Here is a 24,118-nt window from a genome sequence, read left to right as displayed (position 1 = left end):
CCAGTTTAGCGCAATCAGCCGGGGGTGTCCCCGTATGGACCAGAAGGCGTCGCCGCCGCGGATGACGAAAGCGCAGCTCATCCGGCGTGGCACCAAGCGCGTCGAGCCCAAGCACCTCCGGGACTTTGCCGCGAGCCTCCTCTCCGACCCCACGGCTCTCCCCGCGCGCTGGCTCAAGCAGAAACAAATAGCGTTTGTTGAACTCGACGCGAAGTCGACTGTGGACGTCGCAATTCATCCGGCCGCGCTCGAATTGACCGAGCGGGTCGTCCAACTCTGCCGACTCGTACATGGACTGATCGAGGACTTCGCGCGCCGGCACCAGACAGCCGACCTGTGCCGGGCCGGCGGCCCCGCCGCCGTGTGCCGGGTGATCTTCAAAGAGTGCGCCACCTGGCCCGCAGACCCGAAACGCCTCGGTAAGCCGGCGCGCGACGCTATCGAGGACGCCCTTCGCGAGGTGGTCCGGCAGCAGCCTTCGAAGCCCCAGGAAACGCCGCGCGGACCCGCCGACTACTACGACTTCGCGGTCTGGCACATGACGCGGGCCACGAACGACGGCGAGACGCTGAAGCGGTACCTGCTGTACGAGGCGTTCAAAGTCGTCGCCGGGCTGGCTGCCGTCGCGGGCCTCGCCGCCATCTACCTCGTGCTGTTCCTTGTCCTGCGCGAGCTCACACCCGAACTCACCACACACGAACAGATGATCCTCGCCGGCGCGGCGATCACCACCGCCCTGGGCGGCACCGGTGCGACGATCGCCGGCCGAGCCGTCAGGGCTCGCCTGGAGCGCGGCTCCCGGCGGCCGGGGCGCCGGGGCGCCGCGGCCCGTCCAGTCGACGGTGCAGAGTAGACGACGCGACGAGGCTGCCGTAAAGGCTGACCGCGACCGTCGTCGCCAGCGCGACGGCGAACTCGATGCCGGGCCCGGCGAACCGGGTGGTGACGATCGCGAATCCCACCGCGACAGTGGCGATCGCGCCGATGAGCAGGACCACATGCCCGACCGCGGTCAGGAGTTGGACGCGGGTTCGGCCTGCCACATCGGGCACGCTACGCCTCGCGGGTCAAGCCCGGCATCCCCGCAACGGCTACACCGGGGTGCGCACGTGGTGCCGGCCGATCGGCAGCATCAACGGCTTGCCGGACACCGGGTCGTCGATCACCTGGCTGTCCAGGCCGAAGACCGCGCGTACGCAATCCTCGGTCAGCACCTCGGCCGGCTCGCCGGCGGCGTGCACGCCGCCGGCGGCCAGCGCGATCAGGTGGTCCGCGTAACGGGCCGCCATGTTCAGGTCGTGCAGGACCATGACGATCGTGGTGCCGCGGTCCCGGTTCAGGTCGGTGAGCAGGTCCAGCACCTCGACCTGGTGGCTGACGTCGAGGAACGTGGTCGGCTCGTCGAGCAGCAGCAGCTCGGTCTGCTGTGCCAGGGCCATCGCGATCCACACCCGCTGGCGCTGACCGCCGGAGAGCTCGTCGACCGAGCGTTCCGCCAGGTCCGCGGTGTGCGTGGCGTCCAGGGCGGCGGCCACCGCGACGTCGTCGTCCCGGCTCCACCGCGACAGGATCCGCTGGTGCGGGTTGCGGCCCCGGCCGACCAGGTCGGCGACGGTGATGCCTTCCGGCGCGATCGGTGACTGCGGCAGCAGGCCGAGGGTGCGGGCCAGCTCCTTCGCCGGCATCCGGTGCACCTCGCGGCCGTCCAGCAGGACGTGCCCGGCCCGCGGTGCGAGCAGCCGGGACATCGAGCGCAGCAGCGTCGACTTGCCGCAGGCGTTGGCGCCGACGATCGCGGTGATCCGGCCCGGCGGCACGAGCAGGTCGAGCGACTCGATGACGACCCGGTCGCCGTAGCCAACGGTCAGCTTCTCGGCCGTCAGGGAGTGGTCGGTGGTCACAGGGAGCCTCCCGCGCGGTTCGTGCGGACGAGCAGATAGATGAGGTACGGGGCGCCGAGCACGCCGGTGATCACACCCACCGGGAAGCGGGTGTCGAAGGCGAACTGGCCGAGGAAGTCCGCGACCAGCACCAGCAACGAGCCGACCAGGGCGGACGGCAGCAGCACCGAGCCGCCGGAGCCGACCAGCCGGGCAGCGATCGGCCCGGCGAGGAAAGCCACGAACGCGATCGGGCCGGTGGCCGAGGTGGCGAACGCGATCAGGCCGACAGCGGCGACGATCGACACCAGCCGGGTACGTTCCAGCCGGGTCCCCAGAGCCGCCGCGGTGTCGTCGCCGAGCTGCAGCATGGTCAGGTTCCGGGCCTGGCCGAGCAGCACCGGGCCGAACACCAGCAGGGCGAGCAGCACCGGAAGCGCCTCGTTCCAGGTGGACCCGTTCAGGCTGCCGTTGAGCCAGCGCGTCGCGGCCTGCAGGTCCCACTGCCCGGCCTGGTTCAGGATGTACGAGGTGGCGCTGTTCAGCATGGCGGCGATGCCGATGCCGATCAGGACGAGCCGGGTGCCGGCCACACCGTCCTTGAACGACAGGACGTAGATGACCAGGGCCACGCCGAGTGCCGCGGTGATGGCGAAGACCGAGACGCCGGTCTCGCCGAGGTTGAGCACGATGATGGCGAAGGCCGCCGCCGCGCCCGCCGCGGAGCTGATACCGATGATGTCGGGGCTGGCCAGCGGGTTGCGCATCATGGTCTGGAAGGTGACCCCGCCCATCCCGAAGCACAGCCCGGTGATCAGGGCAAGGACGGTCCGGGGCAGCCGGAGCTCACCCACGGTGAACGAGGCACCCGGCACGGTCCCGCCGAGGATCACCCGCAGTACGTCGCCGGGCGGGTAGAAGGTCTGCCCGACCATCAGCGAGACGAGGAACATCACGGCCACCGCCACACCGAGGACGGCCAGTACGGTCTGCCGTCGCCGGCCGCGCCGGACCCGGCCGCGGGTGACGGCCGTCAAGGTGGTGCTCACAGCTCGCGTACCTTCTGCCGGCGGACGATGTAGATGAAGAACGGGGCGCCGATCAGCGCGGTGATGATGCCGGCCTCGATCTCGTCGGGCCGGTTCACCACCCGGCCGACGACGTCCGCCGCGGTCAGCAGCGCGGCGCCGACGAGCGTGACGAACGGCAGCAGCCAGCGGTGGTCCAGGCCGACGAGCAGCCGGCACAGGTGCGGGACGATCAGGCCGACGAAGGCGATCGGCCCGGCGACCGCGGTGGCCGCGCCGCACAGCACCACCGCACCGAGGGCCGCGACGGCGCGTACCAGGGCGACGCGTTCACCGAGGCCGGCGGCCAGTTCGTCGCCGAGCGCGAGGGAGTTCAGCGACCTGGCGCAGAGCAGGCAGATGACCAGGCCGCCGATCAGGAACGGCAGCACCTGGCCGATGCTCTCCCAGCTCGCGCCGCCGACCCCGCCGACCTGCCAGGACTGGAAGTTCTCGGCGATGTCGCCGCGCGGGAGCACGACCGCGACCACCAGCGACGCGAGCGCGGCGGAGGTGGCCGCACCGGCCAGTGCGATCTTGAGCGGGGTGGCGCCGCCACGGCCGAGCGAGCCGACCGCGTAGACGAACAGGGTGGACACGGCCGCTCCGGCGATGGCGACCCAGATGTACGCGGTCGCGGTGTACAGCCCGATGGTCACCATGCCGACCGCGATCGCGAGCATGGCCCCCATGTTCACGCCGAGGATGCCCGGGTCGGCGAGCGGGTTACGGGTGACGCCCTGCATGACCGCGCCGGACAGGGCGAGCGCCGCGCCGACGAGTGCCGCGAGCACCGTACGCGGAATGCGTTTGACCACGGCCGCCTGATCGAGCGTCTCGTCGCTGCCGCCGAAGGCGGCGGTGATGTCGGCCCAGCCGACGATCCGGGAGCCGAAGGCGACCGATGCCAGCAGGACCAGGATCAGGACGGCGAGAACGGCCAGGAGCCAGGCCAGGCGCACCCGGGCCGGGCGTCGCACGTCGGCGACGTCCGGCCCGGACCTGGTTTCGACGAGCGTCATCAGATCTTGTCGGCGGCCTTGCCGAGCAGGTCGACGTAGTCCTTGAGTACGAACGAGACGGCCAGCGGCGTCGGGTTGGCGGCGGTGGCCACCGGGGTGCTGCCGGGCAGCGAGACGAACGAGCCACGCTTGATCGCCGGGATCTTGGAGAGCAGCGGGTCCTTCTGCAGGGTGGCCAGGGTGGTGCCCTCGGCGTCACCGTAGGTCACGATGATGTCCACGTCGCTGAGGTTCTGGACCTGCTCGGCGCTCTGCGTGAGGCTGAACTCGGTGGTCGCGGCGGAGGCCTTCTCGATGCTCGCCGGGTGCTTCATGCCGAGGTCGGTGAAGAACTGCGCCCGGGTGTCGTGCGTGGTGTAGAAGCTGATCTTGCTGAGGTCGGTCGGGTCGAGGTGGGTCAGGAACATCACCGACTTGCCGGCCAGCTTCGGGTAGCGCGCGGCCTCGTCGGTCATCTGCTTCTCGATCTTCGCGATCAGCGCGTCGCCCTCGGCGGCCAGGCCGAGAGCCTGGCTCTCCAGCTTGATGCTGTCGCGCCACGAGGTGGCCCAGGCCGCCTTCGGGTACGCGACGACCGGCGCGATCTTGGTCAGCGTGTCGTAGTCCTGCTGGGTCAGACCGGAGTAGGCGGCCAGGATGACGTCCGGCTTGGTGTTGGCCACGCCCTCGAAGTCGATGCCGTCTGTCTCGTCGAACAGCACCGGGGTTTGCGCGCCCAGCTCCTTGAGCTTCGCGGCGTCCCAGGGCAGCAGGCCGTCGCCGTCCTCGTCGCCGAAGTTGGCCTTGGCGTAGCCGACCGGAACGATGCCCAGCGCGAGGGGCACCTCGTGGTTGGCCCAGTTGACCGTGGCGACCCGCTCGGGCTTCTTCGCGATGGTCGTGGTGCCGAACGCGTGGGTGACGGTGACCGGGAACGACGCAGCGGCGCTGCCGGACGCGGCGGGGGTGTCTTCGGTGTCGGACGAGCCGCCGCAGGCAGCGAGTGCCAGTGCGGTGGTGGCGGCGACGATTCCCGCGAGGAACCGGGTTGCGCGCATGGCGGGGGACTCCACTCTGTGTTAGGTAAGGCAGGCCTAACTTAGCAGGCTCAAGATCGGCTTCTCGGCCGGGTGACGCGCCTGCCGATGACGCACCGCTTGTCCGGTTCGGCGATCCCCTCCCGGCGCGGGGCCGCGATACGCTCAGCCAGGCCGGCGGGTCGGGCCGAGGAGGTGATCGCCGTGCTCGCCATCCAACCGGGTGACCACATCAGCGCCACCTTCGCGGCGGAGGCACAGTTCGCCGGCAACACCATCCGCTTCGCCGAGCAGGCCGTCGCCGCGTCCGCCCTGGTCATGGTTTTTCCCGGTGGCCCGCACCGGAGCTGTTTCCAGCACCGCCTCGGTGCGAGCAGCCCGGTGATCGCCGGGGCGGTCCGCAGCGGTCAGGTACAGATCGCGGACAGCCGGCAGGTGCAGCTGGCGCCCGGCCGATTCGACCCGGCCTACCTGAACGAGGCGTACGCGGGCGCGACCCGCCAGGCCGTCGACGCCGGCTTTTCCGGGTTGTGGGTCAGTGTCGACATGACCTGGGCGGCCGGGGTCGATCCCGACGCGCTCACCGACTTCGAGGCCGAGTCGGCCGGCCTGTTCACCAGCCGCGAGCTGACCGCCATCTGCCAGTACGACACCCGCGTCTTCCCGGCCAAGCAGGTCGCGGCGGCCTGCCGGGCCCATCCCGCCGGCGTCCAGGACAGGTCGCCGCTCCGCCACCGGCGCACCGGCCGGACCCTGCGACTCTCCGGCGAGACCGACCTGGCGAACTCCCTCGCGTTCGCGGCCCTGGCCCGCACCCTGCGGCCCGGCGACGTCCTGGACATCACGGCGATGACGTTCCTGGACGTACGAGCCCTCGCCACCATCGTCCGCGGCTATACCGAGCTCACCGGCCTGACCATCAGGGCCAGCCGAGACCAGATCGAGCTGCTCGACCTGATCCGGGCGGGCGACGGAATTCCGTCCCGGTCGGATCAGCCCTAGTCGGATCGGCACAGCTGGGCGTGCAGCGTGTCGCCGGCCCATCGCTGCCAGCGCTGGGCCGACCAGCCGCGCTCTTCCACGAACACCAGGTACAACTCCGGGCTGAGCAGGCCGTACAGCAGGTCGGCGACCTCCTCCACCGGCACGTCCGGGTTCGCGCCCGGTTTTCCGGCCAGCGCCTCGGCGGCGTGCTGGTGTACGACGTACCGCGGGTCGGTCCCGGCTGGCCACAGCGTGCCGACCTCGGGATCGCTCGCGGCCGCGGCCCGCAGCATCCTGCCGATCGGGGCGACCCGCTCCAGCACGGACGTGGTGCCCGCGACGTAGGCGCGCAGCATCTCCGGAGCCGTGCCGGCGGCTAGCGCATCGGTGTACCAGGGCCGGTTCATCGTGGCCACCGGCTCCTCGTCGCCGGCGATCGTGACGTCGACCAGCTCCTTGAGCAGGGCGCGCTTGTTGCCGAAGACGAAGTAGATCGTCTGGATCGCGACGCCGGCCCGGTCGGCGACGTCCTGCAGGTTCGTGGCGCCGTAGCCGTCGCGGGTGAACAACTCGAGCGCCGCCTGCCGGATCCGCCCGCGCGTCTCCTGAGACTTCTGTGCCCGCTTGTTCGTCCGCTTGACGTCACTCATGACTGGAGACTATATCTAGACCTCGTAACTAGAAGTCGACTCTAGAGAAGAGGTCTAGTCATGCCAGTGGTCACCGTTACCCGCTTCCAGATCGATCCGGCCGACGCCGACGAGCTGCGTGCCCGCCACGCCGCCCTGGTCACCGCCACCCGGGCGGCCGTCCCCGGTCTCACCGAGGCACGCCTGGGCCGGATCGACGACGAGAACTGGGTCGGCATCTGGCGCTGGGACTCGGCCGACAGCCTGCGAGCGGCCCGGCAGGCGGTGCCCGGCGGCGCCGAGGCCACCACGGCGTTCGCGCTGGCCCGGGGACCGGTCGCCAGCGACATCGAGATCGTCGACGAGCACTGACTCCGGACCGAGGAGAGACATGATCGAAATCAACGCTCTGACCAAGGTGTACGCCACCGCCGGGTTGCCGGCGGTCGACAACCTGTCACTGCACGTCCCCGCCGGATCGGTGATCGGCTTCCTGGGACCGAACGGTGCCGGCAAGACCACGACGATCAAGATGATGGCCGGCCTGCTGACCCCCACCTCGGGCCAGGTCCGGCTGGGCGGTTTCGACGTCACCCGGCAGCGGCCGGCCGCGATGACCCGGATCGGCGCGGTGCTGGAAGGCTCCCGCAACGTCTACTGGAGCCTGTCGGCCTGGCAGAACCTGATGTACTTCGGGCGGCTCAAAGGCATGCGCAGGGCCCGGATCAAGGACCGGGCGCGCGACCTGCTGACCGAACTGGGTCTGTGGGAGCGCCGTGACGACAAGGTCGGCGGCTTCTCCCGCGGCATGCAACAGAAGGTCGCGATCGCCGCCGCGCTGATCGCCGACCCGCCGATCGTGCTGCTGGACGAGCCCACCCTCGGCCTCGACGTGGAGGCCACCCGCACGATCAAGCGGTGGATCGCCGAGCTCGCCGGCGAACTCGGCACCACCGTCCTGATCACCACCCACCAGCTCGGCGTGGTCGAAGAGGTGTGTGACCGGGTGGCCGTCATCCGCCAGGGCCGGCTCGTCGCCGACCTGCCCACGCGTGAGCTGCTGGCCGGTTCCCGGGAACGCGACCGATACGAGATCCGGGTGGAGGGAGCGGCGCCGCCCGGGTTCGACGGCGTCACGCGCGACGGCGTCACCACGATCACGCTGCGGGTCGACGCGCCGGGCGAGGTCTACGACCTGGTCGAACGCCTCCGCGCGCACGGTGTGGTGCTGCAGTCGCTGACCCAGGTCCGGCCCGACCTGGAGGACGTGTTCCTCGCCCTGATCCAGGAGCCGGCGCATGCTTGACGTCCTGCGCGCCGAGATCGGCAAGGGCCTGCGGATCCAGCTCGCCCACCCGGCCGGTCACGTCATCACGCTCCTGATCAGCACGATGATGTATCTGGGTCTGCAGTTCGTGCTCGGTCAGGGCGAGCTACGCCAGGACGTCCTGCCCCAGACACTGGTCGCCATCGGTGCGTACTGGTTCCTCCAGTACGCCGGTCTGGTGATGGTGGCCGACCTGATCGAGGAACAGCGCACCGGCACGCTCGCTCAGGCTCGGATGAGCCCGGCGCCGCCGTGGCTGCCGATGCTCGGCCGGTTGATCACCGCCTCGATCTTCGGCCTGGCGGTGGCGGCGGTCGCCGCCACCGTGCCGATGCTGGTTGCCGGGATCACCCTCCCGCTGTCCTGGGCGGCGCTGCTTCCGGTCCTGCTGCTGGGGGTCGACGTGCTGGCCTTCACCTTCCTGCTGGCCGCCGTCGCACTGCGCTCGCCGATGATCGGCGCCCTCCAGTCGCTGCTGGTCTCGCTGGTGCTGCTGCTCAACGGGTCGTTCCTGCCGCTGGCCCTCTACCCGGACTGGCTGGCCGTCCTGGCCAGACTCCTGCCCACCACGCTGGGCATCGAGGCGATCACCAGGACGCTGTTCGACGGCCGTACCGTGGCCGAGCTCTGGACCGGCGGCACCCTGCCCCAGCTGCTCGCCCACACCGTGGTGCTCACGGTCGCCAGCGGCCTGCTGTTCGTCCGCAACCACCGCCGAACCCTGCGGGAGCCGTCATGACCTTCACCCGCGGGTTCACCGCGGAGGTACGCAAGGGCCTGCTCAACGTCGTCGCCGGATGGCGCGAGGTCCTCGTCAACCTCATCACCTTCCCCGTCTTCTACCTGCTCATCGTCCTGTTCATGGGACGGGGCCAGCTCCGCGCCGAACTGCTGCTGCCGGCCCTGCTCGGCATGATGGCGCTGACGTTCATCCACGAACAGGTCAACCGCATGTTCTGGGGATACCTCGGCGACATCCAGTCCGGTGTGCTGGAACAGACCTACCTCACCCCGCTCCCCTCGTCCGCGCTCATCCTCGGCCGGCAGGTCGCCGCCGCGATCGCCGCCCTGCCCACCGCGCTGGCCGTGCTGGCCACCGGCGCCGTCGTCATCCACGCCCAGGGTGGACGCGTACCGTTCGACGCGCGGGTGATCGTGCCGCTGGCCGCCATCGTCGTGGGCACCTGCGGGCTGGCGCTCGTCCTGTGCGGACTGACGCTGGTGTTCAAACGCATCGAGATCATCACTCAGCTGTCCGTCGCCGTCTACGCCATCGTCGGCGGCACCCTGGTACCGCTCGCCGCCATGCCCGACGCCGTCGCCGCCGTCAGCCGGCTCGCCGTGCCGATCGCACCCGGCGTCGAGGCCATGCGCGACATCCTGATCGGTGGTCACACCCTGACCGACCTGCCCAGTGGCTGGGGTCTCGGCTGGCTTCTCATCCAGCCGCTGCTCATCCTGACCGCCGGGAGCATCGCGTTCAACCGGCTCGAACACCTCGCCAAACGCCGCGGCACGCTCGGCCGTCCCTGACCCTGGAGCCCACATGACAACCGACTCCGTGACGCTGCGACCCGTCGGCCAGGTGATCGGCGGCCGCCACGAGATCTTCGAGGACGACTGGCACGACGTGCGCGCAGTGATCCGGCTGGACGCCACGTCCTACGACGAGTCCGCCCTGCTCGGCCTGGAACACTTCTCCCACTTGGAGGTCGTCTTCCAGTTCGACCGGATCGACCCGTCCGCCGTCCCGCGCGAGCCTCGCCCGCCGCGGGGCGACCCGGACGGGGCACCCGTGGGAGTCTTCGCGCACCGGGGCCCGTACCGCCCCAATCGCCTGGGCGTCTCCCGTTGCCGCCTGCTCACCGTCAGCGGCCTGGACCTGCACGTCGCCGACCTGGACGCACTGTCCGGCACTCCGGTGCTCGACATCAAGCCCTACCTGGCCGAGTTCGCCCCCCGCCACCCGGTCATCCAGCCCGGCTGGGCCACCCGGCTCATGCGCCGCTACTACTGAGACCGCCCGGCGCGGAGGGCGCGCGTGGCGAGCAGGCCGCCGACGCCGGGGATGGCGGCCAGCAGCCGTGTCCGCCGGGAGGCCGCCGGGTGCCAGGCCGTCAGGATCACCACGAACAGGTAGGCGCAGCCGTGCACCGGGCCGCCCAGGGACGTGACCTGCGGGACGTGGGCGGTCGCCAGGTTGACCAGCAGGACGGCGAGGGAGAGCAGCTCGGCGACGGCGGCGATCTCCAAGGGGCGCCTGGGCACGGTCAGGCTCCGGTCGTCGAGCCGGGACGGACGATCATCAGCACCACGACGACCGCCCAGAGCAGGTTGAAGACGCCGGTGAGCATGCCGAGCCGGGCCGGCGGCAGGGGCGCGCCGGCCAGCACGCGCCGCTGGCCGGGCAGGATCAACAGGGCCAGCAGGGCGGCGGCGATCGCGGTCAGCAGCATCGAGGTGATCAGCCAGGCGTCGCCGAGGACGCCGAGGCTGCTGGCGGTGGCCAGGCCGAAGACCGGCACGGCGATGCCGAGCAGGGCGTACACGCGGCAGATGCGGTGCAGCAGGCGCAGCGCGGCGCGGTCGCGGCCGGTGCCGGTGGGTGCGAGGGCGCGGCGGGTGGCGGCCGGGAACATGCTGGCCGCGACGGTTACCGGGCCGATCGTGATGATCGCGGCGAGGACGTGCAGGCTGAGCAGGAGCTTTGTCACGCGAGGAACGCTATTGACGGTTCCGGCCGGTCGGAACTGGCTGGATTGCCCGCCTCCAACGGATTCTGGCCACCGGCTCCGTAGGATCGGGCGATGCATGTCGTCGCCGTCCTCGCCCTGGACAAGGTGATCCCGTTCGACCTGGCCACCCCGATCGAGGTGTTCGGACGACTCCGGCTCGCCGACGGCGGCAGACCCTATGAGGTACGCGCCTGCGCCGCGAGCGCCACAGTGGACGCCGGAGTGTTCACTCTCCAGACGCCGTGGGGACTGGACACCCTTCTCGACGCCGACACGATCATCCTGCCGGGCTGCGAGGATCCCGCTTCACGCGTACCGGAAGAGGTTCTTGATCATCTTCGCAAAGCCGCCGCCGGCGGCGCCCGGCTCGCCTCCGTCTGCGTCGGCGCCTTCATCCTGGCGGCGACCGGGCTGCTCGACGGGCTGCGCGCCACCACACACTGGCTCGCCGCGCCGGCCCTCGCCGAGCGCTTCCCGGCCGTCGACGTCGACCCGCACGTGCTCTATGTGGACAACGGCCAGTTCCTCACCTCGGCCGGCGCGGCCGCCGGCCTGGATCTGTGCCTGCACCTGATCCGCCGCGACCTCGGTTCCGCGGTCGCCGCCGACGCCGCCCGCCTGGCGGTGATGCCCCTCGAGCGGGAGGGCGGCCAGGCGCAGTTCATCGTCCCGGAGCAGCCGCCGGCCCCGCGCGGCGCCGGCCTGGAGCCGCTGTTGCGCTGGATGCAGGAGAACACCGACATCGATCTCTCGCTCGCCGATCTGGCCGCGCGGGGCGGGATGAGCATCCGTACGCTGAACCGGCGCTTCCGCGAGCAGACCGGGACCACGCCGTTGCAGTGGCTGCTGCGCGCTCGCGTCCGCCGGGCGCAGCACCTGCTGGAGACCACCGATCAACCGGTCGAGCAGATCGCCGGGCAGGTGGGTTTCGGCTCGCCCACCGCCTTCCGCGACCGCTTCAAGCGGATCACCGGGACGAGCCCGCAAAATTATCGGACGACGTTCCGGTCGAGGCTGTCGAGAAGTGATGCCGCCCATTCGTCACCCGGGAGCAACAGCCCTTCACGAGCAACGAGGAGCAGCCCATGAAGTTCGCGATGCTGATCTGCGGCGACGACCGCGAGTGGTCCTCCCTGGCCCCGGAGGACGAGCAGGACGTCATGAAGCAGGTCTACTCCTGGTACGAGCGGTGGCAGCCGACCGGCAAGATCGCGGACGGCGGCGTCGAGCTGGAGCCGCGGGCGACGGCGAAGACGGTACGCGCCGGGGCGGACGGCGCGCCGGTGATCACCGACGGGCCGTACATGGAACTGAAAGAGGTGATCGGCGGGCTCGTCATCCTGGAGTGCGACGACATCGACGAGGCCGCCCGGATCGCGGCCACCTGGCCCCTGGCCGCCGGCATGACCGCGCTGGAGGTCCGGCCGCTGATGAGTCGCGAGTAGGGGTTCACAGCCGGCGTCTCAGCTCGCCCACCCGGCGCGACATCAGCTCGCGTTCGGCCGGGTTGGACGCCAGTTCCAGGGCCCGCTCGGCCGAGGCGAGGGCCTCGGCCGGGCGGTCCAGGGTGGCCAGCAGATCGGCCCGGGTGGCGTGCCACAGGTGGTAACCGGCCAGCCGGTCGGCGAGCGCGTCGACCTCCTCGAGGGCCTGGGCCGGGCCGGCCGCGAACCGGGTGGCCACCGCACGGTTGAGCAGCACGACCGGGGACGGGTCCAGCGCGTACAGCCGGTCGTACAGTGAGCGCACGTCGGCCCAGTCGGTGGCGGCGTAGGAGACGGCCAGGGCGTGCAGGGCGGCGATGCCGGCGCGTACCTGGTAGGGGCCGGGGCGGCCCTGGCGTACCGCCGACCGCAGCCGCAGGGCGGCACGCTCGATGGCGGGTTCGTCCCACAGCCGGCGGTCCTGCTGTTCGAGCAGCACGATGCGGCCCCACGAGTCGAACCGGGCGGCGGCGCGGGCGTGGTGCAGCTCCAGGAGGGCGGCCAGGCCGGCGGCCTCCGGTTCGCGGGGCAGCAGTGCGGCGAGCTGACGGGCCAGTTCGACGCCCTCGCGGGCCAGTTCGCCGCGCTGGGCGGAGCGGCCGGTGGACAGGTAGCCCTCGTTGAACACCAGATAGATGACCGCGAGCACGGAGGACAGCCGGTCGGCGTACTCCTGCGGTGTTGGCATCTCGAACCGGATGCCGCGCTCGCGGAGCTGGCGTTTGGCCCGGGACAGGCGCTGCGCCATCGTGGGCAGCGGGACCAGGAACGCGGCGGCGATCTCGGCGGTGCTCAGGCCGCCGGCGGCGTACAGGGTCAGGGCGACCCGGGCCGGCTCGGCGAGATCCGGGTGGCAGCAGGCGAAGATCATGGCGAGCCGGTCGTCCACGCCCGGTTCCGGCGGCGGTTCGGCGGCGAGCCGGGCGGTCTTCTCCCGGGCGACCGCGTCCCGGCGCAGCCGGTCGAGGGCCTTGCGCCAGCCCGTGGTGACCAGCCAGCCGGCAGGGCTGTCCGGCACGCCCTCGCCGGGCCAGCGTTTCAGCGCCTCCGCGAGGGCATCCGACAGCGCCTCCTCGGCCCGGTCGAAGTCGCCGAGCCGCCGGCTGAGCGCGCCGAGCATGCCGGCCGCGTCGCTGCGCCAGATCCGGTCGACAAGTGCGGCCACATCGTCCACCGCACCAGAGTGCAACATCCCGGTGCCCGCCGGGAAACGGGGAGGTTTGTTGACAGTTATCGATGGGTTGTCAAGAATCAGCCGCGAGAGCGCTCTCTCATCCCCGGTGAAAGGACGACCCATGCCACGCAGAGCCCTCGTCGTCGCCGCGGTGGTGCTCACCGCCCTCGGCGTGACGCCCGCCCCGTCCCCCGCCGCACCATCCCCCGCCGCCCCGCAAGCCGACCTGGATCCCGGCATGCTGACCGCGATGCGCCGAGACCTCCAGCTCGACGACAAGGAGATCGCCAAACGGCTCACCACCGAGGCCGCCGCCCCGGTCATCGAGAAACGGCTGCGCGCTCAACTCGGCACCAGGTTCGCCGGCGCGTGGATCCCGGACGGCGCGACCCGCCTCACCGTGGCCGTGACCAGCGAGGCGGCCGCCGCCAAGGTCCGCGCGGAGGGTGCCACCGCCACGATCGTGAAGCGCGGCGAGAGTGACCTCGCCGCGGCCCGGGCGAAGCTCGACCGGTACGGCGCCCAGGCGCCGGACGCCGTGCACAGCTGGTACGTGGACCCGGCGGCCAACAGTGTCGTGGTCACCGCGAAACCGGGCGCCGAGGCGCAGGCCCGCCAGTTCGCCGCGAGCAGCGGCGCCGGCGCGGTCACCGTCCGGACCAGCGCGCGACGGCCGGAGCCGATGTACGACATCCGCGGCGGCGACCAGTACGTGATCAACGGCAACACGCTGTGCTCGGTCGGGTTCTCGGTCGCGGGCGGGTTCGTCACCGCCGGCCACTGCGGCGGCGTGGGCAGCCCGACGCTCGGCTTCAACAACCAGGCACAGGGTACGTTCGCCGGCTCCTCGTTCCCCGGCAACGACTACGCCTGGGTACGCACCAACGGCAACTGGGTCCCACAGCCCTGGGTGAACAACTACGCCGGCGGGAACGTGCTGGTCGCCGGGTCGCAGGAGGCGGCCGTCGGCAGCTCGATCTGCCGCTCCGGGCGTACCACCGGGTGGCGGTGCGGCACCCTGCTCGGCAAGAACGAGACGATCAACTACGCGCAGGGTGCGGTCTCCGGCCTGAGCCGCAGCAACGCCTGCGCCCAGCCGGGCGACTCCGGCGGCTCGTGGATCTCCGGGAACCAGGCGCAGGGCGTCACCTCGGGCGGCTCCGGTAACTGCACGACCGGCGGCACCATGTGGTTCCAGCCGGTCAACGAGATCCTCCAGGTGTACGGCCTGTCGCTGACCACCACCGGCGGGGGCGGTGGCGGCTCGGCGATCGTCAGCAACTGGAACAACAAGTGCCTGGACGTGCCGAACGGCAACTTCTCCGACGGCGTGCTGGTGCAGATGTGGACGTGCAACGGCACCGCGGCGCAGCGGTGGGAGGCGGTCGGCGGCGCGCTGCGTACCGGCAACAACAAGTGCCTGGACGTGCCGTGGGGCTCCACCGCCAACGGCGTGGTCATCCAGATCGTCACCTGCAGCGGGAACCCGGCCCAGCAGTGGGTGCTCAGCGCCGCCGGTGACCTGGTGAACCCGCAGGCGAACAAGTGCCTGGACATCCAGGAGTGGAACGGCAACGACGGGGCCCGGGTGCAGCTGTGGGACTGCGCCGGCACGCTCAACCAGAAGTGGCGGCGCGCCTAGGCAACGACAGCAACTCCGAGACCTGCGGTGAGTAGGCGGCGTACAGCACCAGCGCGGCCGCGCCGACGACGGCGGCATCCGCACCGAGCGGGGACAACTCCACCCGCACGGTGTGGATGCGCCGGGCGAGCGTACGGGTGGCGAGCGCCCGGCCCACCGCGCTGCGGAACCGTTCCCCGATGTGCCGGATGCCGTGCCCGCCGAGGACCACCAGATCGACGTCGACGATGTTCGCCACGTTGACGACGGCGGTGGCGAGCCATCCGGCGGCGGTGTCGACGACCTCGGCCGCCAGGGGGTCACCGGCCGCCGCGGCAAGCCGGAGCGCGTCGTAGTCCACAGTCGCCGGGTCGTCGCGGAACGATGCGGCGAGCCGCGAATCGGCGCCCGCGAACAGCCGTCGCCGCACGTCGGCCGTGAGTGCCGCCGGGCTGATCAGGCTCTCCAGGCAGCCCGGGTTGCCGCAGTAGCAGAGCGGACCGTCCGGCCGTACCGAGGTGTGCCCGAACTCGGCCGCGTTCATCGAGCCGCCGCGGTGCACCTGGTGACCCAGGATCAGTCCCCCGCCGATGCCGGAGCCGAAGAAGAAGTAGGCGAAGTTGGCCACTCCCCGCCCGACGCCCGCCCAGCGTTCGCCGATCGCCGCGGCGGTTCCGTCGTTGTCGATGGTCACCGGCAGGCCGGTGGCCCCGGCCAGCATCTCCTTGAGCGGAACCCGGCCCCAGCTGGTCAGTTGCGGCGGTGCCACCAGGTCGCCGAGCGGCTGGTCGATCGGGCCGGGTGCGGCGACCCCGAGGCCGAGGACCTGGCCGCGCCGCACCCCGGCGGCCGGGAGGACCTCATCGACCAGGCCGGCGACGGCCGCCGTGATGCGGGCCGGGTCGGCACCGGCCGGCGTCGGCCGTTGCGCGGTGGCCAGCGGGCGGCCCAGCAGGTCGACGACCACACAGGACAGCCCGGCCGGATCGAAGTGGACGCCGACGGCCAGGCCGGCTCCCGCGTTGATGCGCAGCCGGGTCCGCGGCTTGCCGCCGTTGGACAGCCCCGACCCGTCCTCGCGGACGATGCCCTCGTCGATCAGCCGGCGGACGATGCCCGACACGGCCTGCGGCGTGAGGCCGGTCAGCTCGGCGATCTCGACGCGGCTGATGCCGTCGGCGTGCTGGATCTGGTCCAGCACGACGGCCCGGTTGTACTGGCCGACCTTCGGCAGATTGGTACCTGTGCGTCGCACGCAGTCATGATGCCCCAGACGATTGACTTAGTAAAATATTTGGATTTACAGTTCCGGCACACAAACTTTCCCGTTGTGAAACAGCTGAGGCGCACATGGACGAACACGCTCCACCACTGCTGGAGATGCGCTCGATCACCAAGGAGTTCCCCGGCGTCACGGCACTGTCGGACGTCAGCCTCGTGGTGCGTCCCGGAGAGATCCACGCGATCTGCGGGGAGAACGGCGCCGGCAAGTCGACCTTGGTGAAGGTGCTCAGCGGCGTCCACCCGTACGGGTCGTACCGCGGGTCGATCGTCTATCAGGGCTCGGAGACCCGGTTCGCCGACATCCGGGCCAGCGAGCAGGCCGGCATCGTGATCATCCACCAGGAACTGGCCCTGGTCCCGGGCATGTCGATCACCGAGAACATCTTCCTCGGCAACGAACCGCGCCGCTTCGGCCGGATCGACTGGAAGGCCGCCAACCACCGGGCCCTCGAGCTGATGGCGCTGGTCGGCCTCAAGGAGGACCCGGACACCCTGGTCAAGGACATCGGCGTCGGCAAGCAGCAGCTGGTCGAGATCGCGAAGGCGTTCGCCAAGGACGTCCGGCTGCTGATCCTCGACGAGCCCACCGCGGCCCTGAACGAGACCGACTCGCGGCACCTGCTGGATCTGCTGCGCGGGTTCAAGCAGCGCGGCATCACCTCGATCATGATCTCGCACAAGCTGAACGAGATCGAGGCGATCGCCGACTCGATCACCATCCTGCGCGACGGCCGCAGCATCGAGACGATCGACGTCGCGGCGGAAGGCGCCGACGAGGACCGGATCGTACGCGGCATGGTGGGCCGGGACCTGGAGAGCCGCTTCCCGGACCACGCACCCCAGATCGGCGAGGTGTTCTTCGAGGTCCGTGACTGGACGGTGCGCCATCCGATCTCCGCCGAGCGGCTGGTCTGCAAGAACTCCAGCTTCACCGTGCGGCGCGGCGAGATCGTCGGCTTCGCCGGCCTGATGGGCGCCGGCCGCACCGAACTGGCGATGAGCCTGTTCGGCCGCTCGTACGGTGTCTATCTCGGCGGTCGGATCTTCAAGGACGGCAAGGAGATCGAGCTGAAGTCGGTCGCCGACGCCATCCGGCACGGCCTCGCGTACGTCAGCGAGGACCGCAAGGCGATCGGCCTGAACCTGCTCGACGATATCAAGACCTCGGTGGTCGCCGCGAAGCTGTCAAAGATCACCCGCAACGGCGTGCTCGACGAGGCCGCCGAGTATCGCGAGGCCGAGGCGTACCGCAGAAGCCTGCGGATCAAGACGCCGACCGTCGACGAGGGCGTCACCAAGCTGTCCGGCGGCAACCAGCAGAAGGTCGTCCTGGCGAAGTGGATGTTCACCGATCCCGATCTGCTCATCCTCGACGAGCCGACCCGGGGCATCGACGTCGGCGCCAAGTACGAGATCTACGGCATCATCCAGAAGCTCGCCGACGAGGGTAAGGGCGTCATCGTCATCTCCTCGGAGCTGCCCGAGCTGATCGGCCTCTGCGACCGCATCTACACCGTGTTCGAAGGCACCATCACCGGCGAGATCGCCCGGCGCGACGCCGATCCGGAACTCCTCATGAAGCAGATGACCTCGACGAAGAAGACACCTACGCGATGAGCCGAATCAGAGATCTCCAGAAGAACCTCTTCGGGGGTACGACCTCCAACGCCCGCCAATTCGGGATGATCTTCACGCTGGTGGCGATCATCCTGTTCTTCCAGATCCGCACCGACGGTCTCACCCTGACGTCCAGCAACCTGATCGCGCTGACCCAGCAGTACGCGTACATCTCGATCCTGTCCATCGGCATGCTGATGGTGATCGTCGCCGGTCACATCGACCTGTCCGTCGGCTCGGTCGCGGCGTTCACCGGCATCGTGGTGGCCAAAGCGGTCACCGAGCACCACGTACCCTGGCTGCTCGGCATCGTGCTCGGCCTGGCGGTGGGCGCGCTGATCGGCGCGTGGCAGGGCTTCTGGGTGGCGTACATCGGGGTGCCGGCGTTCATCGTCACGCTGGCCGGCATGCTGCTGTTCCGCGGCGGTAACCAGTACATCGGCAACGCCGACACGGTGCCGGTGCCGGAGGGCTTCCGGGAGATCGGCGCGGGCTATCTGCCCGAGGTCGGCCCGGACACCGGATACAACAACCTGACTTTGCTGCTGGGCGCGCTGGCCTGCGTCGCCGTCGCGGTGCGGGAGTTCCGGGCCCGCAAGGTACGCCAGCAGATGGAGGGCGCCGAGCCGGCTCCGCTCTGGGTCTCGCTGCTGCGGGTCGCCCTGATGGTCGGCGTGATCGTCTTCGCCACGCTGCGGTTCGCCGGCGGCCGGGTCGGCACCAGCTTCCCGATCTCCGGCATCATCCTGGCCGTCCTGGTCATCGCGTACTCGTTCTACACCCGCAACACGGCCGGTGGCCGGCACATCTACGCGGTCGGCGGCAACTCCCGCGCCGCGGAGCTGTCCGGCGTCAAACTGCGGCGGGTCAACTTCCTGGTCATGCTCAACATGGGAATCCTCTCCGCGCTGGCCGGCATGATCTTCGTGGCCCGGTCCGCCGCCTCCGGCCCGCAGGACGGGCTGAACTGGGAGCTGGACGCGATCGCCGCGGTCTTCATCGGCGGCGCCGCGGTCTCCGGCGGGCTCGGCACGATCGGCGGCGCGATCGTCGGCGGTCTCGTCATGGCCGTGCTCAACAACGGCCTGCAACTGACCGGCACCGGCTCCGACATGGTCCAGATCATCAAGGGCCTGTTCCTGCTCGGCGCCGTCGCCCTGGACGTCTACAACAAGAAGCAGGGCCGCTTCTCGATCATCGGATCGCTGATGCGGCCGTTCCGCCGGGACACACCGGCCGATCCCGTCGCCCTCGCCGAGGCCTCCCGTGAGCAGGAGAAGACCTCGGCCGCCCGATGAACACTTGAGAAGAAGGGTCCCTTTGTCATGCGCAAAATCCTTACCAGAGGCCTCGCCGCCGGTGCCGCGGCACTGCTGGCGCTGAGCGTCGGCGCCTGTGGATCATCCGAACGCGAGGGTGGTGAGTCCGGTGAACAGGCCGGGGCCGCCAAGGGATTCGCGGCCGACGCCCTGATCGGCGTCGCCCTGCCCTCGAAGACGTCGGAGAACTGGGTGCTCGCCGGTGACCTGTTCACCAACGGACTCAAGGAGGCCGGCTTCCAGGCCGACGTCCAGTACGCCGGTGCGTCGACCACCGTCGCCGACCAGCAGGCCCAGATCACCGCGATGGTCACCAAGGGCGCGAAGGCCATCGTGATCGGCGCGACCGACGCTGCCCAGCTGTCCACCCAGGTGGCGCAGGCCAAGCAGTCCGGCGCGGTGGTGATCGCCTACGACCGGCTGATCACCAACACCAAGGACGTGGACTACTACATCGCGTTCGACAACTTCAAGGTCGGCCAGTTGCAGGGTGAGGCCCTACTGGAGGGCATGAAGGCGAAAAAGGCGACCGGACCGTGGACGATCGAGCTGTTCTCCGGTTCGCCGGACGACAACAACTCGGGCGTGTTCTTCAACGGCGCGATGGACGTACTCAAGCCGCTGATCGACAAGGGCGAGCTGGTGGTCGGCTCCAAGCAGACCGACATCAAGCAGACCGCCACCCAGGGCTGGAAGGCGGAGAACGCGCAGAGCCGGATGGACTCCCTGCTCAACTCCACCTACACCGGCGACAAGACCCTCGACGGGGTGCTGTCGCCCAACGACACGCTGGCCCGCGCCATCATCACCTCGATCAAGGGCGCCGGTAAGCCGATCCCGGTGGTCACCGGCCAGGACTCCGAGGTGGAGTCGGTCAAGTCGATCATGGCCGGTGAGCAGTACTCGACGATCAACAAGGACACCCGCAAGCTGGTCGCCGAGACGGTCAACATGGTCAAGACCCTGCAAGGTGGGAGCGAGCCGCAGGTCAACGACACCAAGTCGTACGACAACGGGGTCAAGGTCGTGCCCGCGTACCTGCTCGAGCCGGTCATCGTGACCAAGGCGAGCGCCGCACAGGCGTACGCCGACGACCCGAAGCTGTCCCCGCTCACCAAGTAGGCGCACACCGCGTATCGGGTGTCCCCGGGAAGCTTCCCGGGGACACCCGTCGTCACCCCGGAGGTCCACGCCGTGGCCGTCACCCCTCAGGAGTCGGTGCGCCGCCACAACCTGGGCGCGGTGCTGCGGTACGTCCACCTGCGCGGCGCCACCTCCCGCGCCGAACTGACCAGCCGGCTCGGACTCAACCGCAGCACCATCGGCGCACTCGCCGCGGAACTCGCCGCCGCCGGCCTGATCCAGGAGGACACCCCACGCGCCAGCGGCCGGGCCGGGCGTCCCTCCCCCGTGGTCCGCGCCAACCCCACCGGCTTTCACGCGTACGCGTTGAGTGTCGAGCCGGACCACCTGCGTGCCGCACGCGTCGGGCTCGGCGGTGAGATTCTCGACAGCCGCACCACGGACCGGCCGCCCGGCGCGGATCTCAGCGCGACCGTCGCCGTGCTGGCGGACCTGGTCCAGCGGTTGCGGGCCGCCGCGCCGGCCGGCGTCCTCGTCGGCTGTGGCGTGGCGATCGCGGGTGGCGCCGGAATTCTCGGCGCCGGCCTCGCCGAGGCACTCGGCGGCGACCAGCCGCCCCTGATCGGCGACCCGGCCGCCCTGGCGGCGCTGGCCGAGCACGTCCGCGGCGCCGCCAGCGGCCTCGACGACGTCCTCTACCTGCACGGCGACGACGGCATCACCGCCGGCATCATCACCGGCGGCCACGTCGTCACCGGGCACCGCGGTTTCAGCGGCCAGGTCGGGCACATGATCGTCAACCCCGCAGGCCGGCCATGCCGATGCGGATCGCGCGGCTGCTGGGCGGCGGAGGTACGCCCGGACGAGCCCACCGCCGACAGCGTCCGCTGGCTGGGCCACGGCGTCGCCAACCTGGTGAACATCCTCAACCCGGAGGCCGTCGTGTTCGGCGGTACGCTGCGCGCGCTCTTCCACGCCGCCGGTGACGACCTCCGGGCCCATCTGCGGGCCACCGCGTTGCCGACCAGCCGGACCGAGCCGCTCCTGAGCGTCGCGGCCCTGGGCGAGGAGGCCCGGCTCATCGGTGCCGCCGAGCTCGCGTTCGAGCGGGTCCTGAACGACCCGCTCAGCTCCGCCTAGCTGCGGTCGAACCCGGCCAGGATCCGTGGCAGGGCCAGATCGGGTGCCCGGCCGTGGTCGACGTCAGCGCCGAGGTCGACCAGTACGGCGTGGGCGCCGTGCTGGTCGAGCCGCTGCCGGCAGTAGGCCGAACTCTGGATCGGCACATCGCGGTCGCCGCTGGAGGCGTAGAGCCGGACCGGCACCCGCGGGCGCCAGTCGCAGAACCGGTCCGCCTCGGTCAGGGCGGTGCCCAGCACACCGGCCGGCTGCTCCAGCCGAGCCAGATAATCGGGCGTGAACAGCTCGGTCACCGTGGCCGGGAGCCGCGGGAAGATCTCCTCGTTGGGGTGATCGCCGTCGAAGAGCGCCTCCACGGACGGGTCGCGGAAGGCCTCGGCCGGCGAGTCGTACAGGTGGTAGAGCCGGTTCCAGGCCACCGTCCAGTAGGCGAGGTACGCGACGCCGTTGGCGATCCGGCCGGCCAGGGCGTCGGAGATCAGCGCGCTCGGCCGCAGCGGACCGGCGATCGGCGCCAGCCCGCCGAGGCGCAACCGCGGGTCGGCGTGCTGCTGAAGTGCCTGGCCGAGCGCCATCGTGGCATGCCCGCCCTGCGAGTGACCGGTGACCAGCACCCGCGGGTCGGGGCGGCGGCCCTCCCGTCCGGCGAGTTGGCGGGTGGCACGCAGGGCGTCTACCGAGGCGGTGACCGTGGAGCGGGCGTGCGCGTACGGGTGGGCGCCCGGACCTACGCCCAGGCCCAGATAGTCGGGGGCCGTGGTCAGGTAGCCGGCGGCGGCGAACAGCAGGGCGGCAGCCCGGTCGTTGCCGTCGCTTACCGAGGCCACCGAGCCCCGGTAGGCCGTGGTGCCGTGCAACCAGGTGACGTGGCGGGGCGTCCGGTCAGAGTTGTGCGGTACCGCGACGAGCGCGCTGGCCGAGGTCGGGCGGCCTCGCGGGTCGACGGTCCGGTACACGATCCGTTTCGCGTCCACGCCGTACCGGACCTGTGACGGATCCAGGCCGAACCGGGTCAGATAGCGGGAGACCTGATCGGCGTCCAGCTCGGCCACCGGGGTGACCGAGACCAGCGCACCGCGCGGCCGGCCGGTGGCGGAGCCGGCCGCCGGGACGGCTCCCACCAGCAGGGCGCCGCACGATACGGCGGCGGCCAGGCGCATCGACAATCCCAAGGACCTCATGGCCCGACTATGTCGGGCGGTCGCGGGCCGGTCGGTAGTGCTGCCTCCCGAAGCGTGGGTAGGGACAGCCTCACCCCGCGGGGATGATTCAGGCCGGTTCGGGCACCGCGTCCGGTGGAGTCGGATCCGGGGACGGCTCGGACGGTACGGGTGTGACCGGCACCGGCTCGGTCGGCGGCGGGGGCAGCGGGACCGGGCTGTCCGGCGAGAGTTCGCCGGGGTCGTCCGGGATCGGCGCCCCCGGGTCGAGCGGCGGGTATTTGTCGGGGTCGGACGGCATGCTTGGCATGATCATCACGTACCCCGCCGCGTCTCGGACAAACCGGACCTCGGTCTTGCGGGCCGTCTGGGCGCGGGGTTGAGGACCGCCTGGTTGCGCCGGATCGTTGGTCGGGCCGGTCCGGCGCCGGCAACCGGGCCGGGCGGCCCTCTGGCGATCGCTGCGCTGGCCTGGCAGGCAGAAACAGCGGCGCCGAACCGCCGCAGGGCCCGTCAGGGCAGCGGCCGCGCCGGGTCGCGGCCGAGAAGCAGCAGGATTTCGGTGAGAGCGTCCGCTCCGGGCGGGACCGGCAGGGCCGGGCGGAACGGGGACTCGGGTGCGAGGCGCTCCGGCCCGTCGGGGACGGCACGCACGATCTCCAGCGTGCTGGTCAGAATGTCGGCGTCCGGCTGGTACAGAGTGTCGATGCTGCGGGCCACGTCCCACCCATGGACCACGAAATCCACGAGATGGAAGCCGATCGCCATCCGGCCGAGGATCGGGCGACCGAACTCTGGCAAGTAGAAGGCGCGGTCCAGCACGTCCTCTACCGCGAACGCGGCGATCACGTCGTGGGCAGCCTCGGGGTACTCCTGGAGCGGGTCGGTGGCCGGCGCCTGGCCTGCGCCGGAACCCCGCGCGGCGGCGGCGAAGCCGCGATGCTGCTCGGTCATGTGAGCGAGCAGGGTGGCCAGATCCCAGCCCGCGCAGGGTGTCGGGCGAGTGAGATCTGCCTCGGTCACCCGGCGGACGAGGTCGACGGTAGCGCGTACGGCGGCGGCGTCGGCCGCTCGGAGGTCATCCGTGATCGTATGCATGCGCTTATGATGTGCACGAGCGTATGGATACGTCAAGCCTTGCGGAGGTGGTAGGAGTAACGGCGTGGAACGCACGGAAGATCTCGGCGTGATGGTGTTCCGGCTGGGACGGCGGCTGCTCGCCATGGAGCAGCCGATCCTGGCCCGGCACGGGTTGTCCATGTGGGCATATGCCGTCCTGAGCGCGCTGAGCGAGAGCCCGATGCGGACCCAGGCGGCCCTGGCCGCGAGCATCGGCGCCGACAAGACCCGGCTGATCCCGGTACTCGACGAACTCCAGCAGCGCGGCCTCATCGAGCGGGAGCCGGATCCGGCCGATCGCCGCGTCCGCCTGCTCGGCCTGACCGCCGACGGGCAGCGCGTGCACCGGGCGATCCAGACCGAGGTCCGGGCCGGCGAGAACGAGATCCTCGCCGAGGTGCCGGCCGAGGATCGGGACGCCTTCCTCCGGACGCTGATGACCATCTCACCGCGCTAG

At 70.8% G+C, this 24,118-nt stretch carries 28 protein-coding genes; 15 read left to right on the top strand and 13 right to left on the bottom strand.

Annotated elements, in window-relative coordinates; genetic code table 11:
• Positions 1 to 34 precede the first annotated feature (34 nt).
• A complete protein-coding gene (locus I4J89_RS23685; protein ID WP_196416234.1) occupies positions 35 to 853 on the top strand; it encodes a hypothetical protein in 819 nt (272 codons plus the stop codon).
• Here the strand turns inward: I4J89_RS23685 and I4J89_RS23680 are convergent.
• From I4J89_RS23680 to I4J89_RS23660, 5 genes are read right to left on the bottom strand one after another with little or no spacing between them, the layout of a single operon-like run.
• Positions 774 to 1,043 carry a hypothetical protein gene (locus I4J89_RS23680; RefSeq protein ID WP_196416233.1) on the bottom strand — a complete coding sequence of 90 codons (270 nt, stop codon included), beginning with the start codon at positions 1,041 to 1,043 and terminating at the stop codon, positions 774 to 776. The genes I4J89_RS23685 and I4J89_RS23680 overlap by 80 nt on opposite strands.
• Before the next feature lie 48 nt (positions 1,044 to 1,091).
• Positions 1,092 to 1,901: an ABC transporter ATP-binding protein gene (locus tag I4J89_RS23675; RefSeq protein WP_196416232.1), complete on the bottom strand. Its 810-nt coding sequence runs from the start codon at positions 1,899 to 1,901 to the stop codon at positions 1,092 to 1,094.
• Positions 1,898 to 2,929, bottom strand: coding sequence for a FecCD family ABC transporter permease (locus I4J89_RS23670; protein WP_196416231.1), 1,032 nt, complete (start codon positions 2,927 to 2,929; stop codon positions 1,898 to 1,900). The genes I4J89_RS23675 and I4J89_RS23670 overlap by 4 nt, the downstream gene beginning before the upstream one ends.
• Positions 2,926 to 3,969: a FecCD family ABC transporter permease gene (locus I4J89_RS23665; RefSeq protein WP_196416230.1), complete on the bottom strand. Its 1,044-nt coding sequence runs from the start codon at positions 3,967 to 3,969 to the stop codon at positions 2,926 to 2,928. The genes I4J89_RS23670 and I4J89_RS23665 overlap by 4 nt, the downstream gene beginning before the upstream one ends.
• Positions 3,969 to 5,006: an iron-siderophore ABC transporter substrate-binding protein gene (locus I4J89_RS23660; RefSeq protein WP_196416229.1), complete on the bottom strand. Its 1,038-nt coding sequence runs from the start codon at positions 5,004 to 5,006 to the stop codon at positions 3,969 to 3,971. Before I4J89_RS23660 ends, I4J89_RS23665 begins: the two co-directional genes overlap by 1 nt.
• 183 nt (positions 5,007 to 5,189) lie before the next feature.
• On the opposite strand from I4J89_RS23660, the gene I4J89_RS23655 reads away from it, so the two are divergent.
• Positions 5,190 to 5,987, top strand: a complete 798-nt coding sequence (locus tag I4J89_RS23655) for an MEDS domain-containing protein (RefSeq protein ID WP_196416228.1) — start codon at positions 5,190 to 5,192, stop codon at positions 5,985 to 5,987.
• On the opposite strand, the gene I4J89_RS23650 is transcribed toward I4J89_RS23655, so the two are convergent.
• Positions 5,984 to 6,619 carry a TetR/AcrR family transcriptional regulator gene (locus I4J89_RS23650; protein ID WP_196416227.1) on the bottom strand — a complete coding sequence of 212 codons (636 nt, stop codon included), beginning with the start codon at positions 6,617 to 6,619 and terminating at the stop codon, positions 5,984 to 5,986. The two genes, I4J89_RS23655 and I4J89_RS23650, sit on opposite strands and share 4 nt — an antisense overlap.
• Before the next feature lie 60 nt (positions 6,620 to 6,679).
• Between I4J89_RS23650 and I4J89_RS23645 the strand changes: the two genes are divergently transcribed.
• From I4J89_RS23645 to I4J89_RS23625, 5 genes are read left to right on the top strand one after another with little or no spacing between them, the layout of a single operon-like run.
• Positions 6,680 to 6,970: an antibiotic biosynthesis monooxygenase gene (locus tag I4J89_RS23645; RefSeq protein WP_196416226.1), complete on the top strand. Its 291-nt coding sequence runs from the start codon at positions 6,680 to 6,682 to the stop codon at positions 6,968 to 6,970.
• Between the two features lie 19 nt (positions 6,971 to 6,989).
• Positions 6,990 to 7,904: an ABC transporter ATP-binding protein gene (locus I4J89_RS23640; RefSeq protein ID WP_196416225.1), complete on the top strand. Its 915-nt coding sequence runs from the start codon at positions 6,990 to 6,992 to the stop codon at positions 7,902 to 7,904.
• Positions 7,897 to 8,664, top strand: coding sequence for an ABC transporter permease (locus I4J89_RS23635; RefSeq protein WP_196416224.1), 768 nt, complete (start codon positions 7,897 to 7,899; stop codon positions 8,662 to 8,664). The genes I4J89_RS23640 and I4J89_RS23635 overlap by 8 nt, the downstream gene beginning before the upstream one ends.
• Complete coding sequence (locus I4J89_RS23630; RefSeq protein ID WP_196416223.1) at positions 8,661 to 9,458, top strand: ABC transporter permease; 798 nt, start codon at positions 8,661 to 8,663, stop codon at positions 9,456 to 9,458. Before I4J89_RS23635 ends, I4J89_RS23630 begins: the two co-directional genes overlap by 4 nt.
• 13 nt (positions 9,459 to 9,471) lie before the next feature.
• Positions 9,472 to 9,942 (top strand): SAM-dependent methyltransferase, encoded by a 471-nt coding sequence (locus I4J89_RS23625; protein WP_196416222.1) that lies wholly within the window; start codon positions 9,472 to 9,474, stop codon positions 9,940 to 9,942.
• On the opposite strand, the gene I4J89_RS23620 is transcribed toward I4J89_RS23625, so the two are convergent.
• Together I4J89_RS23620 and I4J89_RS23615 are read right to left on the bottom strand one after the other, a co-directional pair.
• The gene (locus I4J89_RS23620; RefSeq protein WP_309238450.1) at positions 9,936 to 10,193 is read right to left on the bottom strand and encodes a DUF3817 domain-containing protein; all 258 of its coding nucleotides are present in this window, start codon (positions 10,191 to 10,193) and stop codon (positions 9,936 to 9,938) included. The genes I4J89_RS23625 and I4J89_RS23620 overlap by 7 nt on opposite strands.
• A 2-nt stretch (positions 10,194 to 10,195) precedes the next feature.
• Complete coding sequence (locus tag I4J89_RS23615) at positions 10,196 to 10,639, bottom strand: hypothetical protein (protein WP_196416221.1); 444 nt, start codon at positions 10,637 to 10,639, stop codon at positions 10,196 to 10,198.
• Positions 10,640 to 10,732: 93 nt separating this feature from the next.
• Between I4J89_RS23615 and I4J89_RS23610 the strand changes: the two genes are divergently transcribed.
• Positions 10,733 to 11,749, top strand: coding sequence for a GlxA family transcriptional regulator (locus tag I4J89_RS23610; RefSeq protein ID WP_196416220.1), 1,017 nt, complete (start codon positions 10,733 to 10,735; stop codon positions 11,747 to 11,749).
• Positions 11,746 to 12,105: a YciI family protein gene (locus I4J89_RS23605; protein WP_196416219.1), complete on the top strand. Its 360-nt coding sequence runs from the start codon at positions 11,746 to 11,748 to the stop codon at positions 12,103 to 12,105. The genes I4J89_RS23610 and I4J89_RS23605 overlap by 4 nt, the downstream gene beginning before the upstream one ends.
• 4 nt (positions 12,106 to 12,109) lie before the next feature.
• On the opposite strand, the gene I4J89_RS23600 is transcribed toward I4J89_RS23605, so the two are convergent.
• The gene (locus tag I4J89_RS23600; RefSeq protein ID WP_309238449.1) at positions 12,110 to 13,318 is read right to left on the bottom strand and encodes an RNA polymerase sigma factor; all 1,209 of its coding nucleotides are present in this window, start codon (positions 13,316 to 13,318) and stop codon (positions 12,110 to 12,112) included.
• A gap of 121 nt (positions 13,319 to 13,439) precedes the next feature.
• Between I4J89_RS23600 and I4J89_RS23595 the strand changes: the two genes are divergently transcribed.
• Positions 13,440 to 14,960: a ricin-type beta-trefoil lectin domain protein gene (locus I4J89_RS23595; protein ID WP_196416217.1), complete on the top strand. Its 1,521-nt coding sequence runs from the start codon at positions 13,440 to 13,442 to the stop codon at positions 14,958 to 14,960.
• On the opposite strand, the gene I4J89_RS23590 is transcribed toward I4J89_RS23595, so the two are convergent.
• Positions 14,935 to 16,194 (bottom strand): ROK family transcriptional regulator, encoded by a 1,260-nt coding sequence (locus tag I4J89_RS23590; protein ID WP_196416216.1) that lies wholly within the window; start codon positions 16,192 to 16,194, stop codon positions 14,935 to 14,937. The two genes, I4J89_RS23595 and I4J89_RS23590, sit on opposite strands and share 26 nt — an antisense overlap.
• Positions 16,195 to 16,289: 95 nt before the next feature.
• On the opposite strand from I4J89_RS23590, the gene mmsA reads away from it, so the two are divergent.
• The 4 genes from mmsA (at position 16,290) to I4J89_RS23570 (ending at position 21,382) form a co-directional block, all read left to right on the top strand.
• Positions 16,290 to 17,840: a multiple monosaccharide ABC transporter ATP-binding protein gene (gene mmsA, locus I4J89_RS23585; protein ID WP_196416215.1), complete on the top strand. Its 1,551-nt coding sequence runs from the start codon at positions 16,290 to 16,292 to the stop codon at positions 17,838 to 17,840.
• The gene (mmsB, locus tag I4J89_RS23580; RefSeq protein WP_196416214.1) at positions 17,837 to 19,138 is read left to right on the top strand and encodes a multiple monosaccharide ABC transporter permease; all 1,302 of its coding nucleotides are present in this window, start codon (positions 17,837 to 17,839) and stop codon (positions 19,136 to 19,138) included. The genes mmsA and mmsB overlap by 4 nt, the downstream gene beginning before the upstream one ends.
• 27 nt (positions 19,139 to 19,165) lie before the next feature.
• Positions 19,166 to 20,281, top strand: coding sequence for a substrate-binding domain-containing protein (locus tag I4J89_RS23575; RefSeq protein ID WP_196416213.1), 1,116 nt, complete (start codon positions 19,166 to 19,168; stop codon positions 20,279 to 20,281).
• Between the two features lie 72 nt (positions 20,282 to 20,353).
• Positions 20,354 to 21,382, top strand: a complete 1,029-nt coding sequence (locus I4J89_RS23570; RefSeq protein WP_196416212.1) for an ROK family protein — start codon at positions 20,354 to 20,356, stop codon at positions 21,380 to 21,382.
• Here I4J89_RS23570 and I4J89_RS23565 read toward each other — a convergent pair.
• From I4J89_RS23565 to I4J89_RS23555, 3 genes are all read right to left on the bottom strand, one after another.
• Positions 21,379 to 22,563 carry a lipase family protein gene (locus tag I4J89_RS23565; protein ID WP_230859455.1) on the bottom strand — a complete coding sequence of 395 codons (1,185 nt, stop codon included), beginning with the start codon at positions 22,561 to 22,563 and terminating at the stop codon, positions 21,379 to 21,381. The genes I4J89_RS23570 and I4J89_RS23565 overlap by 4 nt on opposite strands.
• Positions 22,564 to 22,651: 88 nt before the next feature.
• Positions 22,652 to 22,843 (bottom strand): hypothetical protein, encoded by a 192-nt coding sequence (locus I4J89_RS23560; protein ID WP_230859540.1) that lies wholly within the window; start codon positions 22,841 to 22,843, stop codon positions 22,652 to 22,654.
• A 212-nt stretch (positions 22,844 to 23,055) separates the two neighbouring features.
• The gene (locus I4J89_RS23555; RefSeq protein WP_196416210.1) at positions 23,056 to 23,640 is read right to left on the bottom strand and encodes a TIGR03086 family metal-binding protein; all 585 of its coding nucleotides are present in this window, start codon (positions 23,638 to 23,640) and stop codon (positions 23,056 to 23,058) included.
• Positions 23,641 to 23,704: 64 nt separating this feature from the next.
• Here I4J89_RS23555 and I4J89_RS23550 point away from each other — a divergent pair, with 64 nt between their 5' ends.
• Complete coding sequence (locus I4J89_RS23550; RefSeq protein WP_309238448.1) at positions 23,705 to 24,118, top strand: MarR family winged helix-turn-helix transcriptional regulator; 414 nt, start codon at positions 23,705 to 23,707, stop codon at positions 24,116 to 24,118.

The organism is Actinoplanes aureus (genome assembly GCF_015704865.1).
GTDB lineage: Bacteria > Actinomycetota > Actinomycetes > Mycobacteriales > Micromonosporaceae > Actinoplanes > Actinoplanes aureus.
The sequence above is the reverse complement of the archived record's forward strand: the minus strand, read 5'-3'. Positions and strand labels throughout refer to the sequence as shown.

What these genes read in the sequence shown, in the direction of transcription:
- I4J89_RS23685 (WP_196416234.1), top strand. Translation starts at nt 35, where the DNA reads ATGGACCAGAAGGCGTCGCCGCCGCGGATGACGAAAGCGCAGCTCATC.
- I4J89_RS23665 (WP_196416230.1), bottom strand. Translation starts at nt 3,969, where the DNA reads ATGACGCTCGTCGAAACCAGGTCCGGGCCGGACGTCGCCGACGTGCGA.
- I4J89_RS23660 (WP_196416229.1), bottom strand. Translation starts at nt 5,006, where the DNA reads ATGCGCGCAACCCGGTTCCTCGCGGGAATCGTCGCCGCCACCACCGCA.
- I4J89_RS23650 (WP_196416227.1), bottom strand. Translation starts at nt 6,619, where the DNA reads ATGAGTGACGTCAAGCGGACGAACAAGCGGGCACAGAAGTCTCAGGAG.
- I4J89_RS23645 (WP_196416226.1), top strand. Translation starts at nt 6,680, where the DNA reads ATGCCAGTGGTCACCGTTACCCGCTTCCAGATCGATCCGGCCGACGCC.
- I4J89_RS23640 (WP_196416225.1), top strand. Translation starts at nt 6,990, where the DNA reads ATGATCGAAATCAACGCTCTGACCAAGGTGTACGCCACCGCCGGGTTG.
- I4J89_RS23635 (WP_196416224.1), top strand. Translation starts at nt 7,897, where the DNA reads ATGCTTGACGTCCTGCGCGCCGAGATCGGCAAGGGCCTGCGGATCCAG.
- I4J89_RS23630 (WP_196416223.1), top strand. Translation starts at nt 8,661, where the DNA reads ATGACCTTCACCCGCGGGTTCACCGCGGAGGTACGCAAGGGCCTGCTC.
- I4J89_RS23625 (WP_196416222.1), top strand. Translation starts at nt 9,472, where the DNA reads ATGACAACCGACTCCGTGACGCTGCGACCCGTCGGCCAGGTGATCGGC.
- I4J89_RS23610 (WP_196416220.1), top strand. Translation starts at nt 10,733, where the DNA reads ATGCATGTCGTCGCCGTCCTCGCCCTGGACAAGGTGATCCCGTTCGAC.
- I4J89_RS23605 (WP_196416219.1), top strand. Translation starts at nt 11,746, where the DNA reads ATGAAGTTCGCGATGCTGATCTGCGGCGACGACCGCGAGTGGTCCTCC.
- I4J89_RS23595 (WP_196416217.1), top strand. Translation starts at nt 13,440, where the DNA reads ATGCCACGCAGAGCCCTCGTCGTCGCCGCGGTGGTGCTCACCGCCCTC.
- mmsA (WP_196416215.1), top strand. Translation starts at nt 16,290, where the DNA reads ATGGACGAACACGCTCCACCACTGCTGGAGATGCGCTCGATCACCAAG.
- mmsB (WP_196416214.1), top strand. Translation starts at nt 17,837, where the DNA reads ATGAGCCGAATCAGAGATCTCCAGAAGAACCTCTTCGGGGGTACGACC.
- I4J89_RS23575 (WP_196416213.1), top strand. Translation starts at nt 19,166, where the DNA reads ATGCGCAAAATCCTTACCAGAGGCCTCGCCGCCGGTGCCGCGGCACTG.
- I4J89_RS23565 (WP_230859455.1), bottom strand. Translation starts at nt 22,563, where the DNA reads ATGAGGTCCTTGGGATTGTCGATGCGCCTGGCCGCCGCCGTATCGTGC.
- I4J89_RS23560 (WP_230859540.1), bottom strand. Translation starts at nt 22,843, where the DNA reads ATGCCGTCCGACCCCGACAAATACCCGCCGCTCGACCCGGGGGCGCCG.
- I4J89_RS23555 (WP_196416210.1), bottom strand. Translation starts at nt 23,640, where the DNA reads ATGCATACGATCACGGATGACCTCCGAGCGGCCGACGCCGCCGCCGTA.